General features: G+C 66.6%; 13 protein-coding genes. 1 reads left to right on the top strand and 12 read right to left on the bottom strand.

Annotated elements, in window-relative coordinates:
* Positions 1–3 precede the first annotated feature (3 nt).
* The 10 genes from AC3A6X_RS18635 to AC3A6X_RS18590 form a co-directional block, all read right to left on the bottom strand.
* Complete coding sequence (locus tag AC3A6X_RS18635) at positions 4–1,005, bottom strand: ornithine cyclodeaminase family protein (protein ID WP_487843579.1); 1,002 nt, start codon at positions 1,003–1,005, stop codon at positions 4–6.
* Positions 1,006–1,016: 11 nt separating this feature from the next.
* Positions 1,017–2,738 carry a urocanate hydratase gene (gene hutU / locus AC3A6X_RS18630; RefSeq protein WP_487843578.1) on the bottom strand — a complete coding sequence of 574 codons (1,722 nt, stop codon included), beginning with the start codon at positions 2,736–2,738 and terminating at the stop codon, positions 1,017–1,019.
* A 31-nt stretch (positions 2,739–2,769) separates the two neighbouring features.
* Positions 2,770–4,320, bottom strand: a complete 1,551-nt coding sequence (gene hutH / locus AC3A6X_RS18625; RefSeq protein WP_487843577.1) for a histidine ammonia-lyase — start codon at positions 4,318–4,320, stop codon at positions 2,770–2,772.
* A 64-nt stretch (positions 4,321–4,384) separates the two neighbouring features.
* A complete protein-coding gene (hutC, locus tag AC3A6X_RS18620; RefSeq protein ID WP_487843576.1) occupies positions 4,385–5,170 on the bottom strand; it encodes a histidine utilization transcriptional repressor HutC in 786 nt (261 codons plus the stop codon).
* Positions 5,171–5,181: 11 nt separating this feature from the next.
* Positions 5,182–5,964, bottom strand: coding sequence for an ABC transporter ATP-binding protein (locus tag AC3A6X_RS18615; RefSeq protein ID WP_309960532.1), 783 nt, complete (start codon positions 5,962–5,964; stop codon positions 5,182–5,184).
* A complete protein-coding gene (locus AC3A6X_RS18610; RefSeq protein WP_309960529.1) occupies positions 5,964–6,824 on the bottom strand; it encodes an ABC transporter permease subunit in 861 nt (286 codons plus the stop codon). The genes AC3A6X_RS18615 and AC3A6X_RS18610 overlap by 1 nt, the downstream gene beginning before the upstream one ends.
* Positions 6,825–6,852: 28 nt before the next feature.
* Complete coding sequence (locus tag AC3A6X_RS18605; protein ID WP_487843575.1) at positions 6,853–7,818, bottom strand: ABC transporter substrate-binding protein; 966 nt, start codon at positions 7,816–7,818, stop codon at positions 6,853–6,855.
* Between the two features lie 257 nt (positions 7,819–8,075).
* Positions 8,076–10,472, bottom strand: a complete 2,397-nt coding sequence (locus AC3A6X_RS18600) for a hypothetical protein (protein WP_487843574.1) — start codon at positions 10,470–10,472, stop codon at positions 8,076–8,078.
* A 303-nt stretch (positions 10,473–10,775) separates the two neighbouring features.
* The gene (locus tag AC3A6X_RS18595; protein ID WP_487843573.1) at positions 10,776–13,286 is read right to left on the bottom strand and encodes a hypothetical protein; all 2,511 of its coding nucleotides are present in this window, start codon (positions 13,284–13,286) and stop codon (positions 10,776–10,778) included.
* A gap of 18 nt (positions 13,287–13,304) precedes the next feature.
* Complete coding sequence (locus AC3A6X_RS18590) at positions 13,305–13,766, bottom strand: CesT family type III secretion system chaperone (protein WP_487843572.1); 462 nt, start codon at positions 13,764–13,766, stop codon at positions 13,305–13,307.
* 224 nt (positions 13,767–13,990) lie between these two features.
* Here AC3A6X_RS18590 and recQ point away from each other — a divergent pair, with 224 nt between their 5' ends.
* A complete protein-coding gene (gene recQ / locus AC3A6X_RS18585; RefSeq protein ID WP_487843571.1) occupies positions 13,991–15,838 on the top strand; it encodes a DNA helicase RecQ in 1,848 nt (615 codons plus the stop codon).
* 5 nt (positions 15,839–15,843) lie between these two features.
* Here the strand turns inward: recQ and AC3A6X_RS18580 are convergent, their stop codons facing one another.
* Positions 15,844–17,487, bottom strand: a complete 1,644-nt coding sequence (locus tag AC3A6X_RS18580) for a S41 family peptidase (RefSeq protein ID WP_487843570.1) — start codon at positions 17,485–17,487, stop codon at positions 15,844–15,846.
* Positions 17,488–17,641: 154 nt separating this feature from the next.
* On the bottom strand, positions 17,642–19,213 hold the full coding sequence (locus tag AC3A6X_RS18575) for a S41 family peptidase (RefSeq protein ID WP_487843569.1): 1,572 nt from the start codon (positions 19,211–19,213) through the stop codon (positions 17,642–17,644).
* Positions 19,214–19,225 lie beyond the last annotated feature (12 nt).

Raw genomic sequence — 19,225 nt, 5'->3', positions numbered from 1 at the left:
GCGTCAGCGGAAGCGAAGCTGCTGGCCCAGGCCCATGCGTTTGGCCTTCTCGAGCATCGCCGAGCCGAGCGCGATGTCGGACAGCGACAAGCCGCGATGCCAGAACAGGTTGGTCTCGTCCTCGCTCTCGCGCCCGGGCTTGATGCCCGCGACGATCTGGCCCAGCTCGGCATGCAGCGTCTGCTCCGACAGCTTGCCGCTGTCGACGTGCGCACGCAGCGCGCCCAGCGGGCCGGCCTTGGCCTGGCCCCAGTCGTCCATGACCATCTTGTCCATGATGTCCGTCAGCGAAAGCTCGACCGCGCTCATGGTGCCGTAGGGAATGACGCAGGCGCCCTTCTTGATCCACTCGGTCTTGAGCATGGGCGTGGGCTTTTCCAGGCGCGAGGCCTCGACCACGATGTCGGCGCCGCGCACGCAGGACTCCCAGTCCTCGGTGATGGTGATCCTGGTGCCCAGGTCGCGCTCCAGGCGCGCGGCGAATTTCTCGCGGCTTTCGGGCCGGCGCGAATGCACGCGGATCTCGTCGAAGTGAAAGATCGAATGCAGCAGGCGCACGTTCCAGTACGAGGTGCCGCGCGCGCCGATGTGGCCGAGGATCTTCGAGCTCTTGCGCGCCAGGTGCTTGGCCCCGATGGCGGTGATCGCGCCGGTGCGCATGTCGGTGATGTCGGAGGCGTCGATGATGGCCACCGGCACGCCTGTCTTCGGATCGAAGAGGTTGAGCAGCGCCAGCTCCGAGGGCAGGCCGATTTCGTAGTTGCGGTAGAAGTCGCCCACCACCTTCACGCCCGCCACGCCGAGCGGCCGGATGTAGCCGCGCAGCACGTTGAAGTGGCCCGGGTAGTCCTTCTCGGGCACGAGGTGCATGCGCGGCTCGATGGTGGTCTCGCCGCGGCCTTGCGCGAGCAAGCCATCTTCGACGGCGGCGACGATCTCGGCGTCGGTCATCGCCAGCGCCTGGACGTCGAGGTGGTTCAGGTAGTGCAGGTAGATCTCGGACATTGCTTGCAGCCTCACTTGATCATGGGGAGTTGGAGAGCGTGCTTCTTCGCCGTCGCGACGGCCTGTTCGTAGCCCGCGTCGGCATGGCGCATCACACCGGTGGCCGGGTCGTTCCACAGCACGCGCGCGATGCGCTTCGCCGCTGCGTCGGTGCCGTCGCACACGATCACCACGCCCGAGTGCTGCGAATAGCCCATGCCGACGCCGCCGCCGTGGTGCAGGCTGACCCAGGTCGCGCCGCCGGCGGTGTTGAGCAGCGCGTTGAGCAGAGGCCAGTCGGACACGGCGTCGGTGCCGTCTTTCATGGCCTCGGTTTCGCGGTTGGGGCTGGCAACGGAGCCGGTGTCGAGGTGGTCGCGGCCGATGACGATCGGGCCCTTGAGCTCGCCCGACTTCACCATCTCGTTGAAGGCCAGGCCCGCCTTGTGGCGCTCGCCCAGGCCCAGCCAGCAGATGCGCGCCGGCAGGCCCTGGAAGGAGATGCGCTCGCGCGCCATGTCCAGCCAGCGGTGCGTGTGCTTGTTGTCGGGGAAGAGCTCCTTGATCTTGGCGTCGGTCTTGTAGATGTCCTCCGGGTCGCCGGAGAGCGCGACCCAGCGGAAGGGCCCCTTGCCCTCGCAGAAGAGCGGGCGGATGTAGGCGGGCACGAAGCCGGGGAAGTCGAAGGCGTTCGTCACGCCCTCGTCGAAAGCGACCTGGCGGATGTTGTTGCCGTAGTCGACCGTGGGAATGCCCATGGCCTGGAAGTCCAGCATGGCCTGCACGTGTACCGCGCAGGACTTCGCGGCATCGGCCTGCAGGCGCTCGTGCTGCGACGGGTCTTTCTGCGCATCGATCCATTGCTCGACGCTCCAGCCCGCGGGCAGGTAGCCGTTGATCAGGTCGTGCGCCGAGGTCTGGTCGGTGACGAGGTCGGGCTTCAGGCCGCCGGCCTTCGCGCGCTTCACCAGCTCGGGGAGGATCTCGGCCGCATTGCCCAGCAGCGCGATCGACACCGCCTCCTTCGCCGCCGTGTGTTGCTGGATCAGCGCGATGGCTTCATCGACGTCCTTCGCCTGCTTGTCCACATAGCGGGTGCGCAGGCGGAAGTCGATGCTCGACTGCTTGCATTCGATGTTGAGCGAGACCGCGCCGGCCAGCGTCGCGGCCAGCGGCTGCGCGCCGCCCATGCCGCCGAGGCCGGCCGTGAGGAACCACTTGCCGGCGAGGTCGTTGTTGTAGTGCTGCCGCCCGGCCTCGACGAAGGTCTCGAAGGTACCCTGCACGATGCCCTGGCTGCCGATGTAGATCCAGCTGCCGGCGGTCATCTGGCCGTACATGAAGAGGCCCTTGCGGTCCAGCTCGTTGAAGTGCTCCCAGGTCGCCCACTTGGGCACCAGGTTGGAGTTGGCGAGCAGCACGCGCGGGGCGTCGGGATGGGTCTTGAAGACGCCGACGGGCTTGCCGGACTGGATCAGCAGGGTCTCGTCGTCCTCGAGCGTCTTCAGCGAGGCGAGGATCTGGTCGAAGCATTCCCAGTTGCGCGCGGCGCGGCCGATGCCGCCGTAGACCACCAGGTCCTGCGGGCGCTCGGCGACCTCGGGGTCGAGGTTGTTCTGCAGCATGCGGAAGGGCGCCTCGGTCAGCCAGCTCTTGCAGCTGAGCTGGCTGCCGCGCGGGGCGCGGATCACGCGGCTCGCGTCATGGCGGGGATCGGTGGCGGTCTGGGCGACGAACTTGTCGGGAGCGTTCATGGCGGCATGTCCTTTCGTTGGGGGGCGAGGTTCAGGGGCGGCTGGGCAGGATGTCCAGCAGGGCGGCGGGCCAATCGCAGCGGCGCGCCCATTGGCGCATGGCCTCGATGTCGGGGGCGATGAAGTGGTCCTGGTCGATGAAGGCGACGCGCTGGCGGATGGCGGCGAATTCGGCTTCGAGCAGGGGCGAACTCTTCGGGCCGCGCTTGAGCTCGATGCCTTGCGCAGCGGCCATGGCCTCGATGCCCACGACCACCGCAGTGTTCTGCACCATCTCGCCAAGGCGACGCGCGGCAAAGGTGGCCATCGACACATGGTCCTCCTGGTTAGCCGAAGTGGGCAGGCTGTCCACGCTGGCCGGGTGGGCGAGCGACTTGTTCTCCGAGGCGAGCGACGCGGCCGTGACCTGCGCGATCATGAAGCCGGAGTTGACGCCGCCATCGCGCACCAGGAAGGGCGGCAGGCCCGAGAGCCCGCTGTCCAGCAGCAAGGCCATGCGGCGCTCGCTGATGGCGCCGATCTCGGCCACCGACAGCGCGATGATGTCGGCCGCGAAAGCGACGGGCTCGGCGTGGAAGTTGCCGCCGGAGATCACGTCGCCGTTGTCGAAAACCAGCGGGTTGTCGGAGGCCGCGTTGGCCTCGGTGCGCAGCACGCGGGCCGCATGCGCGAGGTTGTCGAGGCAGGCGCCCATGACCTGCGGCACGCAGCGGACGGAATACGGGTCCTGCACGCGGCCGCAGTCGGCATGCGAGGGGATGATCTCGCTGCCTTCGAGCAGCGTGCGCACCGCGGCGGCGACGGCGATCTGGCCCGGCTGGCCGCGCGCGGCGTGGATGCGGGCATCGAAAGGCTTGATCGAACCCTGGATCGCCTCGAGCGAGAGTGCGCCCGCCATGAGGCCGGCCGCGAAGACGTCCTCGGCACCGAAGAGGCCGGCCAGCGCCAGCGCCGTCGAGACCTGCGTGCCGTTGAGCAAGGCCAGGCCTTCCTTGGGGCCGAGCACGAAGGGCTGGAGGCCGATGCGCGAAAGCGCCTCCGCGCCGCCGATCACCGCGCCCTCGGGCGTCGTGACCTCGCCCTCGCCGATCAGCACGCAGGCCAGGTGCGCGAGCGGCGCGAGATCGCCGGAAGCGCCGACCGAGCCCTTGGACGGGATCAGGGGCAGGAGGCCGGCGTTGTGCAGCGCGATCAGCGCATCGACGATCTCGGGCGCGATGCCCGAGTGGCCGCGCGCCAGGCTCACGGCCTTGGTGGCGAGCACCAGGCGCACCACGCCGTCGGGCAGCGGCGCGCCGGTGCCGGCGCTGTGCGACAACACCAGGTTGCGCTGCAGCTCGGCCAGGCGCTCGTGCGGAATGATGGTCTGCGCGAGCTTGCCGAAGCCGGTGTTGATGCCGTAGACGACCTCGCCGGCATCGACGATGCGGCGCACGGTGGCCTGGGCCGCGAGCAGGCCCGCGCGCGCCGCGGGGTCGAGCGCGAGCTGCACGCCGCCGGCATGCACGCGGCGCAGCGCGGCGAGCTCGACGTCGCCGGGCGTGAGCAGCAGCGGTGCGGTGGAGAGGGAGGCGTTGTCCATGCGTGAATCCTGTCTATACAAGTAGGTGCGTGCGAACGGCGGTCCTGGTTTGAGCGGACTTCGTTCAGCCGAAGCTCGGATTGCCGTCCGCGCGGAAGCGGCTGCCCAGGCGGTAGCGCGAGGCCGGATGCAGGCAGCGCACCATCGTCACGGGCGTGCTGCGCGACCAGGTGCGGCGCGTCAGCAGCAGGCACGGATCGTTGGAGGGCATGTCCAGCCGCTCGGCCTGCTCGAGCGTGGGCAGCACGGCGTCGACCACATGCTCGATCTGGTCGAAGGGCACGTTGCGCACCAGGTACTCGCTGGGCGACATGGCGGAGAAGTCCTGCTCGAGGAAGGCCGGCACCATGCGCGGGTTGACGTGGCGGTCTTCCAGCTGCACGGGCAGGTTGTTCTCCAGGTGCAGGCACACGGTGTGGAAGACCGACTCGCCGGGCCGCAGGTCCAGCCACACGGCCACGTCAGGCGAGGCGGCGATGCGCTCGGCCACGAGAAACTTGCAGCGGTAGTCGTGGCCGCGGGCGCGGATCTCGCTGGCGATGTTGGCGATCTGCAGCAGCGTGGACTGGGGCTTGTCTTCGGCCACGAAGCTGCCGACGCCCGCCACGCGCACGATGCGGCCCTGCTCCACCAGCTCGCGCAGTGCGCGGTTGACCGTCATGCGCGCGACGCCGAACTGCGCGACCAGCTCGCTCTCCGAAGGCAGGCGATGGCCGGCGGGCCAGGAGCCGTCCTGGATCTTGTGGGTGATGAAGGACTTGACCTGCTCGTAGAGCGCCAGCGCAGGCTGCAGCGGCGCCGCCGGCCCGTGCGCGGGCTTGCTGCTGCGGTGCTTGGCGCTGGTGCTCATGGCTTCGTTCTTCAGTGTTCGGCCGCGGCCATGGACTCGGCGCGAATCTCCTCGGTGAGGCGCGCCTTGATGTCCATGAACTCGGGCGAGGTCTTGATGGTGTAGTGCCGCGGATGCGGGAAGTCGACCGCGATCTCGCTCTTGATGCGGCCCGGCCGCGCGCTGAACACGGCGACGCGGTTGGCCATGAAGATGGCTTCGTCGATGTCGTGGGTGACGAAGAGCACGGTCTTCTGCGCCGATTCCCAGATGCCCAGCAGCAGCTCCTGCATCAGCACGCGGGTCTGGTTGTCGAGGGCGCCGAAGGGCTCGTCGAGCAGCAGGATCTTGGGGTCGTTGGCCAGCGCCCGCGCGATCGCGGTGCGCTGCTGCATGCCGCCGGAGAGCTGCTTGGGGTAGTGGTTCTCGAAGCCGCGCAAGCCGACCTTGGCGATGAAGTAGTCGCTGCGCTCCTTCTGCTCGGCCTCGCCCATGCCGCGCTCGCGCAGGCCGAAGCGGATGTTCTGCGCGATGGTGAGCCAGGGGAAGAGCGTGTAGCTCTGGAACACCATGCCGCGGTCGGCGCCCGGCCCTTCGATGGGCTGGCCGTCGAGCAGCACACGGCCTTCGCTCGGATCGTCCAGGCCCGCGACGATGCGCAGCAAAGTGGACTTGCCGCAGCCGGAGGGGCCGAGGATGGTGACGAAGTCGTTCTCGCGCACCTCGAAGTCGATGGGCAAGAGGGCCTGCGTGCGCTGGCCGCGGTTGCCGGTGAAGGTGCGGGAGACGCTGCGGATCGAGAGCTGGCTTTGCATCACAGGGCACTCCAGGCGAACAGACGGCGGTTGAGGAACTTGAAGGCGAAGTCCGAGACCAGCCCGATCACGCCGATGACGATGATCCCGAAGATGATCTGCCCGGTATTCAGCAGCGCCTGGCTGTCGGTGATCATGTGGCCGATGCCCGAGGAGGAGCCGATCAGCTCGGCGACGATGACGTAGGTCCAGGCCCAGCCCAGCACCAGCCGCAGGGTCTCGGCGATGCCCGGCGCGGCGCCCGGGATCAGCACGCGCGCGACGATGCCGCGGCTGTTGGCGCCCAGCGTGTAGGCCGCCTCCACCAGGTCGCGGCGCGCGCCGCCCACGGTGACGGCGACCATCAGCGTGATCTGGAACACCGACCCGATGAAGATCACCAGCAGCTTCTGCGCCTCGCCGATGCCGGCCCAGAGGATCAAGAGCGGGATGAAGGCCGAGGCCGGCAGGTAGCGGCAGAAGGAGACGAAGGGCTCGAAGAAGGCCTCGACGGGCTTGTAGGCGCCCATGGCGATGCCCAGTGGCACGGCGACGACAGCCGCCAGCACGAAGCCGCCGACCACGCGCCACACCGTCATGCCGATGTCGTGGATGAAGTTGAACTCGGTGAAGAGGCCGTAGCCTTCCTTCACCATCGTCACCGGGCTGGCGAGGAAGGTGGGCGGCACGAAGCCGCCCAGCGTGAACGCGGCCCAGACCGCGAAGAACAGGACGAAGAAGCCCAGGCCCAGCATCCAGCGCGCACGCGGGCTGACGGGCTCGAGCGGCGCCATGCCGCGGCGCCGGCGAGGCGCTGCGGTGGCCGGCATGGCGGCGGGTGCTGCAGGCGCAGCGGTGGGGACGGCGGTGGTCGCTTGCATGGCAGTGGCCCGGGCAGATTCGTATGCCTTACTTGATGAAGCTCGCGTCGAAGGTCGCCGAGAGATCCTCGGGCGCCTTGCGGATCACGCCGGCCTCCAGCAGGATCGGCACCGACTCCTTCATGAACTGGGTGAGCTCGCCCGCGAAGAACTTCTGGTTGGCCGCCTTGTCCTGCCAGCGCAGGTAGGCCGAGGACTTGGCGAACTGCTCGCCGCTCTGCTTGACGGCCGAGCCCATCAGCTCGTTGGCCTTGGCCGGGTCGCTCTTGATCATCTCCAGCGCCTCGAAGTAGGAGTTGGTCAGGGCCTGGGCGGCCTTGGCGTTGGCCTTGAGCCAGGTGGGCGCGCAGCCCACGGTGTCCATCACCATCGGGTAGTCGAGCGTGGTGGCGAGGATCTTGCCGGCCTGCGGGTTGGCGCGCACGGTCGAAAGATAGGGCTCGTAGGTCATGGCGGCGTCGTTCTGGCCGGCGACGAAGGCCTGGGCGGCGGGCTGGGGCTCGAGCGAGACGGTCTTCACGTCCTTCAGCGACATGCCGTTCTTGCTCAGCATCCAGGCCAGGCCGAAGAAGGGCGCGGTGCCGGGGGCGCTCACGCCGATGGTCTTGCCCTTGAGGTCGGCGAAGGACTTGACGTCATTGCGCACCGCGATGCCGTCGGCGCCGTAGGACTTGTCCATCTGGAAGATCTGCACGATGGGCACGCCGTTGGCATTCCAGGCCACGTGCGTCTCGACGGTGGTGGCCGCGCACTGGATGGCGCCGGAGGCCAGGGCGAGGTGGCGGTCCTTCTGCGGGATCATCTTGATCTCTACGTCGAGGCCGTTCTTCTTGAAGATGCCGGCCTTGTCGGCCAGCGAGAGCGGGGCGAAGCCGGTCCAGCCGGACATGCCGAGGGTGATCTTGCTTTCCTGGGCATGGGCGCTGGCCGCCAGGCCTGCGGCGCAGAGGCCTGCCGCGAGCAGCGAGGCGGTTTTGGCGAGGGTCTTGACCATCTGGGGGTACTCCTGTTGCGTTCGTAAAAAGCCTGCTCGCCCTGCGTGAGACACGCGGCTACGGGGCATATGTTGCCGATCTGCGATGCACCTGTATATACAGGCAAACCCCAAAGTGAGGCCGCTTGGCGCTCGGGGTGCCCGGTTGAGGTGCGGCGGGGCTCGTCGATCGTCATGCGCGGGCGCAGGCGGGATCACGGAAAGCAAGGCGCGTGCCGCTCTTGCGGCGGCGCCTTGCCAGCGCAGCGCGCCCGGCGCTAGGCGCGATCCAGGCGCAGGAGGAAGGCGTTCATCTGCGCCTCGATCCGCGCGGCCTCGCGTGCGGGAAGGTTCGACAGGGCCGCCGCGCCCAGGTAGATGCCCTCGACCATGTCGTCATCGCCAAAGCCGTGCTGCTTCATCTTCCTGTGCACATGCGCATGGAAGTCGGCCGGCGCGGTGCGGAAAAACTCGACCACCTGGTGCGCCATGATCTCGGGGAAGGTCGTGGTGGATTCGGGCCTTGCGGTCAATCCATCCAGCGCGAGGAAGGCCCGCAGGTGAGACCGCAGCGGCGACGACGGGAGCTTTTCCGTCTTGCGCAGGAACTCGCCGATGGACGCCTTGAATGCGGCCATGGCTTCTTCTCCGTCACCGAACTGCGCAAGCAATTGCTCGCGCACACGGCGGTAGCTGCTGGGCGACGGGGGTGCATTCTTCACGATGCCCGCGTCGACCAGCGCGTTCCGGAAGCGCTTGAGGAAAACCGAGGGATGTTGCACAACCTGCGAGCCGCTCATCCGGTACTTCATGCCCAGGGCCGGCGCGATCTGGGACTTGATGAAGTCCAGCCGCTGGTGCGCGGGCATGGCCGACGCCACCTTGCAGATGGCCAGCAGTTGGACCGTATTGACACCCAAGCCTCTCAAGGTCTCGATCCACGGCGCCGCGGCCTTCCCGTCACGGTTGCGGACCAGGTCTTGGATCTGCAGGGCGAAGACGTGGAGCCCCACGTATTCGTTCTCGTGGACGTCGAAGGTGATGGTGCGCTCGCCCGCGAAACGGTCCTCCTTGGCAAGGTACTCGCCTTCTCCGAGGGTCACCGTCACCTCGGCACCCGCATGGCCACGGGGCAGGGACAGCTTTTGTTCGAGCGCCTCGCGGCTCATCCCCAGAACGGCTGCGGCCGCAGCGCGCTGGCGCCATTTCGAGGTGTGTTCGGCCCGATGCCGGCGAAGGCTGCGCCACGCGATCGCGCCGCCGCCGGCGAGCGGCGGCACAGCCAGCAGGGCCGCGGCCGGGGTGGCTGCCGAAGCGGCGACCAGGCCTGCCAGCGCCGCGCTCGCGAAAGCAGTCCCAAACGCGCCGCCCCCGATGGCAGCTCCGGCCCTGATCGCTCGAATCTTGGCAAAGCCCTTTTCGCGCTTGGCCTGCCAGATCAGGCGATCCTGCTGCCTGTCGAGGCTGGCCATGGCGCCGCTGAGAACGCTCGCGCCCGGGTGTTCCTTGAATTCATTCAGCACGGCCTCCATCACCTGCTTGCGTTGCAACGCTGCCGCGGTCTGCGCCACCCGGCGCAGATATTCCTGCCGGGCCTGGTGCAGATCGGCGCCTCCGGCAAGCATGCCCAGGGGGCCTGCGGCCATGCCTACCGCGGCAGCGGAAACGGGCGCCACATGGCCTGCGATTTGGGCGCCGAGGGCAACGCTGGTCGAAGCCGGGTTGAAGAGCACCCCCTTGAGTCCAAGGTCGATGGCGATGGCGTCGGCGGCTTGCTCTTCCACCGTGGGGGCGATCAGCCGGTCGCCAGCGGCACGGAAGGCCAGGTACGGCATTGCCTCGGCTGCGGTCGCCCTGCCCAGAAGCCGCCTGTTGCGCAGGGCATCCTCGTGACGCAGCAGGTTGGCCTTGGCATGCGCCAGCGTGCTCGACAAGGTCAGCACGCTGTCCGCGCCTTCGATGGCATCGGCGACGACGGTCGGCAGGCTGCCAAAGACCAGCGCCTCGCCCGCTACGGAGACGGACGGCACAGGCCCCGGCTGCTCGCCCATTGCGCCGCCGCGGACACCGGCCGTGACCAGTTTTCCGGAGGAAACGGCGACACCGAACTGCTCGACCGGCATCAGCGTGGCCGGCGCCACCAGGGAGCCGCTGCCCTTGCGGCTGCCGTAGTTGCTGCCGGTCTTGCGGGGCCGCCCCGCCAAATCGTGAAGGCAGCTGCTCAGGTGGTTGAAGGCTCGCTTGGCGCGCTCGCCATCCTTCCTGTTGCGTTCCTGGATGCGCTGCGCCGTAGTCTTGCCGGTGCGGACGAGCCGTGCTTCCTTGTCGATGCTGCCATCGTCTTGCAGACGCGGCGCCTCGACGACCTGGTAATGCTTGCTATGCTTGGCCGCGTGCTCGAGATTCTTGGCGTGCTCGTAGCACCTGAGAAATTGCTTCGTACCGGCCACCAGGTCCGCGTTCAGCTGGGCGGGATCGATGCCGAAGGTGTCGTCTTCTCTGGCGTTGGCTTGTGCGCTGACTTCTTCGCATGGGTCTGCCGCGTTCGACACGGCTTCGGCGTGTGCGGCGTTGGCGGAGAGTGCCGATGCATCAACCCGGCGCTTGAGCCCCGCCATGAAGACCCGAGTTGGTGCCTTTCTGGCGTTTGCACTTTCCCACGCGTGCGCGGTCACGGCGTTCGCGAGCCGGATGCTTGACTGCGTCTGCCGGCTCTCATGCCGAGGAACGGCGGGGATTTCGCACCTTTGCGAAATGACTGGCGCTTCGTTCCTGTGGATTTCTGTTCTCGGCACTGGCTTCCCTCAGGGGAGTGATGACGGTCTGGGTCATGCAAGTGGTGTGCCCAGCGGGATCGATGCTCTCAAGCCTTAGTGACGCTTGCATGACTCCAGTTCATTGCCGCATTCACGAGCTCGGAAGCCGGCGCCTTCCGCCTCGAAGGCCGCGCATCGATGGCGCTGTGCGAGCGCGGGGTATCAGCGTGCTCGCGGTAAACATGCCCTCGTCGACGTCGTCGCATCGGCCTGCTCCATGCGATGGAATCGTTCCATTTCTTCGACAAGATCGGCGGCGTGCTCCATGGCTTGCTGACTGTTACCGGCCTTTATCTTCGTGGCGGCAAGCTGCATTTGCTCCAGGCCCTCGATCGCTCTCATCCCGGAAGAGAATTTCTTGCTGACAAGACCCTTAAACTTGTTGCGAGCCATGTCGCTAACCGCCTGTGGCGACCTCAGATACTCAGCGAACCCCTTCAGAAAAGTCCTGAATTCTGTCTCTGGAAGCTGTTCCGTCTTCTTCAGAAAGGTTCCGATGGCACTGTCGAATGCCTGCATGCCCGCCTTCGAGTCGGGATAGAGCTTCGCCAATTGATTCCGAATCTCTGGGTACAAACCAGCGGAATGGGGCACCAGGCCCGTCTTGTCTTTCTGGAAGGCCTTACCCCATGCGACGTCGAAATGCCGAAGGAAGACCGACACATGGGGAGGCGCCTGGGTTGCCCCCGCCATCCTCAGCTTGATGCCCAACTTGAGCCCCAGCTTCGACTGGATGAAGTCCAGTTGTTCCTCCGGCTTCTTCGGGTTGGCCGCTTTGCAGATCGCCAGGAGGTAGAGGGGATCGATACCGATGGCATGGGCGAGCATCATGGCTGGCGAAGTCGCATCGTACTCGCCGGTTTCGACCATATCCCGAACCTTGAGCGCCAGCACTCGAAGACCCAGGTACTCGTTGTTGCGGGCTTCAAGCGTCTTTTCATGCTTTCCGGCGAAATGCCCCTTTTTGGGTTTGTACTCACCTTCCTCCAGTTCGAAATGAATGCGGGTGTCTACCGGGGACCCATCCTTTGCGGTTCCGATCAGTTTGGCTTGCAGTTCTTTGCGCGACATTTCGAGCGCAACCACCTGCGCCATGCGTTGGCGCCACTTCGAAGAGTGCTCGGCACGGTCCCGCAGATCGTTGCGCATTGCCATTGCGCCAGTACCAAACGCCGCCCATAAGGCAGGAGCGATGGCCGCTGCACCCGCCGTCAGCGCAGTGAGGACGCCAAAGGCGGCCATGGTGCCCACAGCCGCTGCCGCGCCGACGGCCCCCCCGATGGCACCACCGCCCTTGAGGATGCGGATTCGGGCGAATTTCTTCTCTCGCTTTGCCTGGCGTATCAGGCGGTCCTGCTGCACATTGAAGCAAGCGACGAGGCCTTCCGCCAATGCGTAGTCGGGATGTTCTTTGGATGCAGTCTCCAAAACCCCCTTCATGTTTTCCTTGCAGCGCTTCGCTTGCGCTTTCTGATCCACGCGCCGCAGAAACTCGTGCTTGCCTTCGTAGACCTCGGCCACGCCCAGGCCCACGGTAATCGGCGCCAGCGTGACACTGGCCCACGGGGCGACCGTGGTGACCGTGTTGGCAATCTCGATTCCGGCCAGCGCTCCGTGGAGCGGCACGGAACCAGGGGACCTGATGACCCGGCCTTGCGCCGCCTTCTCGAGGGAGTCATTTTCCTGTGTAGGCGTGAACACCTTCTCTGCCGCCTCCATGAATTTCAGGAAGCCTTCTGCATCCTGGGACGTGGCGCCGTCCGGGTCGGCGGCAAATCTTTTGGCGGCACCTTTGAAGTTCAGATCATTCTTGGCTTTCTCTTTCTCGGAGAGAATGGCCGCGTACGCGTTGCCGGCGAAGAGGGCATCGATGGCCGACGGCACGAGCACGGCGGCCGCCAGACTGTCGTTCAACGGCAATGCCATCTGGCCATTCGGGACTTCCGGCAAGGCGAAGACGGGAACGGCCTGGTAAGGTCCTCTGACACCGGCCACGACGGCGGCAGCCTGGTCATTGGGGACCTGCTTACCGGGAGTCAGCAACTCGTCCTTTGCCTTGTCGGTCAGGTAGTTGGTGCCTGTCTTGCGTTCCCAAAGAAGGACACGCCTGACCTTGTTGAAACCGACCTGCAGCCGTTTTCCTTTTTCGGCCTGCCAGGCTTGGAACTTCACGCTCTGCTTGGGCTCGCGCCTTGTCACCACCACGTCTCCCTGCTCGGTGACCTTTGTTTCGTAGGTGCTCTTGCCACCTTTCTTGCGCTGCCATCGAGCCGCTTGCTCAAAGGCGCTGCTGAACTTCGAGCGTGATTCGCTGGCTGCGGTCAGCTTGTCGAAAGGTATCCCGAACGTGCCGGAACCGGTCGGCTTCTCCGGCTGCGCGTCCGGCTCCGGGACTGACTTATTGAGGAGCGCGCCGAGTTCGGCGATGAGGAGATTTTCGACTCCGGACCACTCAGTGCCTTCTTCAGCCTCCTCGATGTCTTCATGCGGATTCAACGGCTTGAATCTCACTGCACGCAACCGAGGAGAAGGTCCGAAGCTCGCCTTGCCATTGACCGGCTTAAAGGAATGAACCGGTGGCAGCTTGCTCCCGATGGGCGGCATGGCCCGGGGGTACTTCGTTTTGGTCTGGTACTGTGAAGGAATCCGATTGCTGATCTGGAACTCGCCCATCACAAGTCTCCTGTTTTCTCAAACCAATGAACCAGGATGAGGCATGGGGTCGGCAACGGATGAATCACTGTCGAGTGCCTCCCGCAACCTGAGCTTCCATTCGTCGAGCAAAGGAATCAGTTGCTCTTCGAGGACGAACGCAAGATCGACGTCTTCTTCAAGCAATGCCGGCAACGGAATGTGGTACGCCACCACGGGGTGATGATTCTCGGCGTGCCGGCTGAAGGTGGGCAGATAGAGACTGGTGTTGCCCAGGTTGAACTCCAGCAGCAGTTCGAGCAGTTCGCTCCTGTCGACGCCTTCCTCGATCTCTCCGAGGTCGGCAAGCAAGCGAATCTCATCGCGCTCCTCCAGGTACTCGATGGCGACCAGCGTCTCGTCCACCTGCAGCAAGCCCCGATCCAGAAACTCGCCGGCGTCGCCGAGTTCCAGCTCCTCGCAAAGATCCTGAACCAGTTCGACATAGTCTTCCCGACTCATGCGCTTGTCTCCTCAGCAGATCGAACAAAGGAAGTCCACCTGGTACGTTGGTAACAATCGTGTACTGGATACTCCACCAGAGGCCTGACCTTTTGTGACGGCGGGTGAAGCGACAATCAGCTTTCGGTGCCCAATGCGGTGCCGGTCAGCCCCCTCCTGAAATCATTCACGCCGTCGGTGTCAAGCCCGTGTCCGTTCTGCCATCCCCATCGCCCGAACCCGAGTTGTCGCAAATCCTTCGCGAGGTCTTCGGCTACGCCGAGTTCCGCGGCCATCAGCACGCCATCGTCGAGCACGTCACCGGTGGAGGCGACGCGCTGGTGCTGATGCCTACCGGCGGCGGCAAGTCGCTGTGCTACCAGATTCCCGCGATTGCGCGGCAGCGTGCGGGCCGCGGCGTGACGGTGGTGGTGTCGCCGCTGATCGCGCTGATGCACGACCAGGTGGGTGCGTTGCACGAGGCGGGCGTGGCGGCCGCCTTTCTCAACTCCACGCTGGATTGGGAACAGACGCAGGATGTCGAGCGCCGCCTGCTGCGCGGCGAGATCACATTGCTCTATGCGGCGCCGGAGCGCGTGACGACGCCGCGCTTTCTCTCGCAGCTCGACGGGCTGCACGAACGAGGCAAGTTGTCGTTGTTTGCAATTGACGAAGCGCATTGCGTAAGCCAGTGGGGGCATGACTTCCGCCCGGAGTACCGTGCGCTGACGGTGCTGCACGAGCGCTATTCGAGCGTGCCGCGGATCGCGCTCACCGCCACCGCCGACGCGCTGACGCGCGCGGACATCGTGGAGCGCCTGCAGCTCGAGGAGGCGCGCCAGTTCGTCTCCAGCTTCGACCGGCCGAACATCCGATACACGATCGTCGAGAAGAAGGATCCGGCCACGCAGCTGCTGCGCTTCATCGAACGCGAACACGAGGGCGATGCGGGCGTTGTCTACTGCCAGTCGCGCAAGCGCGTCGAGGACACGGCCCAGACCCTGCGCGACGCCGGCGTGGAGGCCCTGCCGTACCACGCCGGCCTCGATGCCGCGGTGCGGCAGAAGCACCAGGACCGCTTTCTGCGTGACGAGGGCATCGTGATGGTGGCGACCATCGCCTTCGGCATGGGCATCGACAAGCCGGACGTGCGCTTCGTGGCCCACCTCGACATGCCGAAGAACATCGAGGGCTACTACCAGGAGACCGGCCGCGCCGGGCGCGACGGCGCCGCGGCCGATGCGTGGATGGCCTACGGGCTGCAGGACGTGGTGAACCAGCGCCGCATGATCGACGAGAGCCCCGCCGGCGAGGAGTTCAAGCAGGTGATGCGCGGCAAGCTCGACGCCCTGCTCTCGCTGGCCGAGGCCAGCGACTGCCGGCGGGTGCGGCTGCTGCACTACTTCGGCGAGCACAGCACGGCCTGCGGCAACTGCGACAACTGCCTGAATCCGCCACAGGTGTGGGACGGCACGGATGCGGCACGCAAGCTGCTGAGCACCATCTACCGTGTGCAGCAGCAGAGCGGCATCAGCTTCGGCGCGGGCCACATCATGGACATCCTGCGCGGCAAGACCACGGAGAAGGTCACGCAGTTCGGCCACGCCAGGCTCAGCACCTTCGGCCTGGGCAGCGAGTTCAGCGAGGCGCAGCTGCGCGGGGTGCTGCGCCAGCTGATCGCGACCGGCGCGCTCTCGGTCGATGCGCAGGCCTACAACACCCTGCAGCTGATCGAAGGCTCGCGCGCGGTGCTCAAGGGCGAGGTGCAGGTGCTGCTGCGCGAGTCGGTCTCGTCGCCGGCCGAGCGGAAGAAGTCGAGACGCGAGAAGCCGGCGCGCGGTGCGCCCTCGCCGGCCGCAGCCACGCTGGACGCGACGGGCCAGGCACGCTTCGCCGCGCTCAAGGCCTGGCGCTCCGAGGTGGCGCGCGAGCACAACCTGCCGGCTTACGTGATCTTCCACGACGCCACGCTCGCCGCGATCGCCGAGCGGGCACCGGCCACGCTCGAGGACCTGCAGGGCCTGAGCGGGATCGGGAGCAAGAAGCTGGAAGCCTACGGGGCGGATGTGCTAAGGGTCTGCGCCGCGTTCTAACCTGGCTAGCGTGCGGGGCGGAGCAGCCGGTTCTCGAGGATCGGAGAGCGCACCAGGTAGGGCACGCGCTCGGCTTCCGCCTTGCGCATGGCCATGTCGGTTTTGCTGGCCGATGCCGGGGTGGGACAGACCCCGCCCCCGAGCAGATGCAAGGCCACTGCGAGGCGGGCTTCCTTCGGATCGCCGAGCTCGTGCGTGAAGTCGTCCACCACCGCGCAGGTCGGCTTGAAGCCATCGCCGTAGTCGCCGAAGCCCTTGTCGTTGACGCCCTGGAACTGGATCGCGTAGTAGCTGGTGCCGCAGTTGTCCTGCGGCGTGAAGCCGTAGGGCTTGCCGCACGTGCCGCCGCCAACCAGGTCGACGGTGATGCCGATGCCACGCAGGCTGTTGACGACGGACTCGCTGGCCGAGCAGGTGTCGGGGCCACTCAGCACCGTGACGCGCGACAGCCCGAGTTGCGGCAAGGCATACCCCGGAGCCACCGAGTACCCGAGCGCGGCGCCCTGGAAGGGCAGGGTGGCTTCCTCTGGCGTCAACTGGAACGGATTCTTGCTGTTGTACAGGAGTCGCTCGAAGGCCTTGCCCTGGGTCGCCGCGTTAGAGCTCACCATGTAGGCCAGCTCGCTCGCGATGTCGAGATAGCCGCCGCCGTTGTAGCGCATGTCGATCACGAGATCGGTGATGCCGATGAACTGGAATAGCTCCATCGTGGAGGTGAGCCCGTATTCGGCTGTCGCAATGTGTTCGTTGAAGAGCATGTAGCCGACCAGCTTGTTGCCAACGTTGAAGGCGTTCAGGTTCTGAGCCGGCACGGGATCACGGGTGATCGACGCCGACGTGAGCGTGAGAGTGCGCTCGGTGCCGTCGTTCGCCCTCAGCTTGAAGCTGTGCTGCTCTCCTTCGCGCTCGGGCGCGATCGCGGCATTGAGTGCGTCGACATCCGTCCCGTTCACGACATCGATGCCGTCGATCTCGATCAGACGATCACCGCGAGCCACAGCCGCCTGTGCCGCCGGAGAACCCGGCTCGGTGAACGCGACGCGGATGTCGCGCGGCGCCGAGGCGCCGATGAAGGCGAGCTGTATGCCATAGCCGATTTCGGTGCCGTTCTGCGCCAGTGCGCGCGCCTGCTCGGTGTTGGCGGTGAAATGGAAACGGTCCTTGGGTTTGCCTGATGCGGTGAGCTTCGGCGTCTTCAGCACATCGAAGTAGGTGACAGGCGTGGCGTAGTCCTGCGCAAGCAGGGTGGTGGACACCTCGTCGAACCACAGGTAGGTCTCGTCGATCCATGCGCGCACCCAGTCTTTCTCGTTGGCCAGGGTACCCTGGCGATCCACGAAGGCGGTGTTGGTCGCCGGGTCGATGCCGGCGCGCGGCGCGGCGCATTGGGCGGACACCGAAGCCGACGGAACGATGGTGGCTTGCGGGATGGGTGTCGGGGCGGGAGGGGTGACCGACGGCTCGGGCACCACAGGGGTCGGCGACTCGCCAGGAGCCGGATCTTCGGGGACCGGGGATGGCGCCGCTGCGATGGGCGGAAACATCACTGCGCCGCCACCACCGCCGCCGCCGCCGCAGGCGGCCAGCGCGATGATCCATGCCGCGCAGACTGCAGACCGCGCGAACTTCTTTTCAAGAATTCTCCCCATCTTTCCTCCAGGTACGATGCGCCGGCGGAGCGCCAGCGCCGCGGGCATCCTAGGAGGCCTCATGTCACGCAGGTTGCAGGCGTGACATTTGTTCAGGTTTCACCGGAGCAGCGATCGACGGCCGCGCTTGCGCGGCCTTGTCGCAATGACCGGGCTAAGGCTGCGTCGGCGGCCCCGTCACGACCACCCGACTCTCCCGGGCCGGCGAACGCACGAGATACGGCGTGCCCTGCGCCTCCGACTTGCGCAGCGCGAGCTCGGCCTTGCTCGACCCTGCCGTCGGGCAGGCCCCGCTGCTGCGGAAGGTCAGCGCCGCTGCCAGCCGCGCTTCTGCCGGGTCGCCCAGCGCGTGGTCGAAATCATCGGCCACCGCGCAGGTCGGCGCGAAGCCATCGCCGTAGTCGCCGAAGCCCTGGTTGTTGACGCCCTGGAACTGGATCGCGAAATAGGTGGTGCCGCAGTTGTCCTGCGGCAGGAAGCCATAGGGCTTGCCGCAGGTGGCGCCGCCGACCAGGTTGACGGTGACGCCGACGCCGCGCAGGCTGTTGATCACCGATTCGCTGGCGGAGCAGGTGTCGGGGCCGGCGAGCACGGTGACGCGCGAGAGGCCCAGGCGGGGCAGCGCCTGCCCGGCCGGCGTGGAGAAGCCGCGGGACGTCGCGTGGAAGGGCACGGTGGTCTGCGATGGCGCCAGGCGAAACGGATTCTTGCTGTTGAAGAGCAGGCGCTCGAACACGGCGCCGCTGGTCGCGCCCGAGCTGACCATGGAGGCCAGTTCGCTGGCGACATCGAGCAGGCCGCCGCCGTTGTAGCGCATGTCGATGACCAGGTCGACGATGCCGGCACCCTGCAGTTGGTTCACCGCCGCGATCAGCGCGGCCTCCGCGGTCGCCAGATGGTCGTTGAACTGCATGTAGCCCACGGGCCCGCTGGCGGTGGCGATGGTCTTCACGTTCTGTACCGGAACGCGAGTGACGCGCGCAGCGGCCAGCGAGAGCGTGCGCTCGGTGCCGTCGGGCGCACGCAGCTTGAAGGTGTGGGCTTCACCCTCGCGCGCCGGCGCAAGCCCGGCGTTGAGCTTCGTGGTGTCGCTGCCGCTGGCGACGTCGATGCCGTCGATCTCCAGGACGCGCGTGCCGCGCACGATGCCGGCCTGCGCTGCCGGCGAGTTGGGCTCGGTGTAGGCCACGCGCACGTCTCGCGGCGGCGATGCGCTCAGGAAGGCGAGCTCGAGGCCGTACCCGACATCCACGCCGCCCTGCGAGAGCGCGCGATAGGCGGCCGTGTCCTGCGTGAAGTGGAAGCGGTCCTTGGCGCGACCGGAGGCTGTGAGAGCGGGCGTCTTGAGCACGCTGAACCACGCGATCGGCGTGGCGTAGTCCTTCGATGCCAGCGTGGTTGGCACCTCGTCGAACCAGAGGTAGGTCTCGTCGATCCAGCCGCGCACCCAGCGCTTCTCGTCGACGCTGGTGCCGGCGCGGTCGATGAAGGCGGCGCCCGTGTCCGGGTCGATGCCGGTGCGCGGCGCGGCGCACAACCCGGCAACGCTGGAGGAAGCAACGATGGCGTCGTCCTCGGCAGCGGGCGCGGTCGGCGGTTGCGGTGTCGCGGCCAGCGGCAGGAAGGCGCCGCCGCCGCCTCCTCCGCCGCCCCCGCAGGCGCTCAATGCCACAGCGGCAGCGCACACCGCCAACAGCGCAGCAAGGCGCTGCAATCCAAGCTCCATGAAAAATCTCCC

This window comes from Variovorax sp. Soil_C_12 (genome assembly GCF_057657375.1).
The sequence above is the reverse complement of the archived record's forward strand: the minus strand, read 5'-3'. Positions and strand labels throughout refer to the sequence as shown.